This window comes from Streptomyces sp. UNOB3_S3, assembly GCF_020740895.1.
In the GTDB taxonomy this organism is placed as follows: Bacteria; Actinomycetota; Actinomycetes; order Streptomycetales; family Streptomycetaceae; genus Streptomyces.
In genome coordinates this window covers 1-2,054 of sequence record NZ_JAILXP010000631.1, presented here as the reverse complement: position 1 = coordinate 2,054, position 2,054 = coordinate 1, and the positions used below count along the sequence as shown (strand labels likewise).

Sequence of the window (2,054 nt, the reverse complement as noted above, 5' to 3'; positions counted from 1 at the left end):
AGTCCTCCCGCCCCCAGGACGGCAGCGCCCGCGCCAGCGTCTCTTCCCCGGCCCCGGACAATTCCATCAGCGCGCACCGGCCCGCCGCATCCAGCAGCACCTCCGCATCCGCCCGCAGCCCTCCGCCATCGTGCCGAGGGCGGTGACCACGCCACCGCCAGCAGGACAACAGAGCCTGCTCCTCCAGTCCGTAGCGAGCGGCAACCCGGCAAAGAAACGACAACGTCGTCTCCCCGCTGACAGGAGACAGACGGAACACCCCGGGAACCATCCCTCCAGCCTCCCGGAAAACACAGCGCCCCAGCGCCGAACTTCCCCTTCTTGGCCACCTCGAGTACCAGTCGTGGGCACGGGCGGCACCGCATTCTGTTCGAACGTCGGCTTCGGGGGTCTGGAAACCGGCCCTGGCGGAAAGTGGTCTCAGAGGCCCGCGAGGATAGCGTACGGTGGGGTCTACCGACGCGGGGTGGAGCAGCTCGGTAGCTCGCTGGGCTCATAACCCAGAGGTCGCAGGTTCAAATCCTGTCCCCGCTACTGCTTCGGCAGGGCCCGGATCCGTACGGATCCGGGCCCTTTCGCTCTGCTGGCCGTCCCTACCAACGGCGCTGGCCAATGGCGGTTGCCGGTCCAGGGAGTGCCGAGCGTGTCCGACCACGTGGGGCGGCTGCTCCGTCAGCGTGTCAGCGACTTGTATGCGGCTTGGAGGAGCCTCTGGCCGCGTGGGTCGGTGAGGCCGAGGTTGGTCATCTGGTTCATCACATAGGCGATGGTCATGCGCGCGTCGAGGTCGTTGACGATCAGTGATCCGCCTCTTCCGCCCCAGTAACAGGTCTGAGGGTTGGTCGTGCTGACCGGTGCGTCGTCGGCGTTCAGGGCGTAGCCCATGCCGAAGCGTAGGGGGATGCCGAGCACGAGGTCGGTGCCGTGGGACTGTTCGTCGAATACCGCACGACAGGTTGCTTCGGAGAGAAGGCGTGACGTGGGTGTCTGGCCTCCAAGGGCGAGGACCGATTGGAGAGCAGCCACGGATCGTGCGTTTCCGTAGCCGGTTGCCGCAGGGATTTCGGCGCGGCGCCACTGGGTGCTCCAGGTGTCCTGGACGGTCACGTAGGCGCCGACCGGGATGGCCACATGAGGGTTGGCTGCGGGCGCGGGGCCGGTTGCGGGGATGTCGTCGGAGACTCGGTGATCGTGTTCGGCCGCGAGACCGATGTGGAAATCAACGTCCAGCGGGCCGGCGATCTGGTCGGCGAAGAAAGCACCGATCGACTGCAGGCAGACGCGGCGGACGACCTCGCCGAGCAGAAAGCCATGGGTGAACCGATGGTAGCCAGACTCCGTGCCGGGTTCCCACCGGGGCGACTGGCGGGCCAGCAGGGTGGTGGCCTTCTCCCAATCGCACAGATCATCGAGGGTCATGGGCTGATCCCAATCGGGGAGACCAGCGGTGTGGCCGAGCAAGTGCCGGATCTCCACGTGGTCTTTCCCTGCGATGCCGAACTCCGGCCAGTATTTCGCGACCGGTGCGGACAGGTCGAGCTCGCCGCGATCAGCGAGGACGAGAGCACACACCGCAGTCATCGTCTTCGTGATGGACCACACGTTGGTGATGGTGTCGCGTTGCCACGGTTGCGTACATTCCTGGTCGGCGTAACCTCCCCACAGGTCGACCACAGGCTCGCCGTCGACGTAGATCGCCACCGAGGCACCGACGTCCGCCCCGCTGCGCAGCGAGTCGGCGAACACTTCCCGTACTGCGCCGAACTGGTCGCTGCAGTTGCCTTGAATTTCCATGTCGAACAGGGAACTCGATCTCCAGCGCTTCGTCACCAGGCAGCCAAGGCAGATGGCGACTTTCCACCGCTGCGCGACTGGCCAACGGCTGATGGCAGCCTTCGCCGTATCACTTTGCGTCGCGCTTGTTGGCCCAGCGCATGCCGAGTGCGTTGAGGTCCGCGCGGCGTTGTTCGGTGAGTTTGTCGGCGCGTTTTCTGATGTTGTCGAGGGCCATGCCGAGCTTGATGGCTACAGGCTCCTCGGCGCCGCCCTGAGGG

1 protein-coding gene and 1 tRNA gene are annotated in these 2,054 nt (G+C 65.9%); one reads left to right on the top strand and one right to left on the bottom strand.

What is annotated here, in order from left to right:
• Positions 1-460 precede the first annotated feature (460 nt).
• A tRNA-Met gene (locus tag K6I33_RS34530) sits at positions 461-534 on the top strand.
• Between the two features lie 138 nt (positions 535-672).
• On the opposite strand, the gene K6I33_RS34525 is transcribed toward K6I33_RS34530, so the two are convergent.
• A complete protein-coding gene (locus tag K6I33_RS34525) occupies positions 673-1,794 on the bottom strand; it encodes a serine hydrolase domain-containing protein (RefSeq protein WP_229358750.1) in 1,122 nt (373 codons plus the stop codon).
• Between the last annotated feature and the right edge of the window lie 260 nt (positions 1,795-2,054).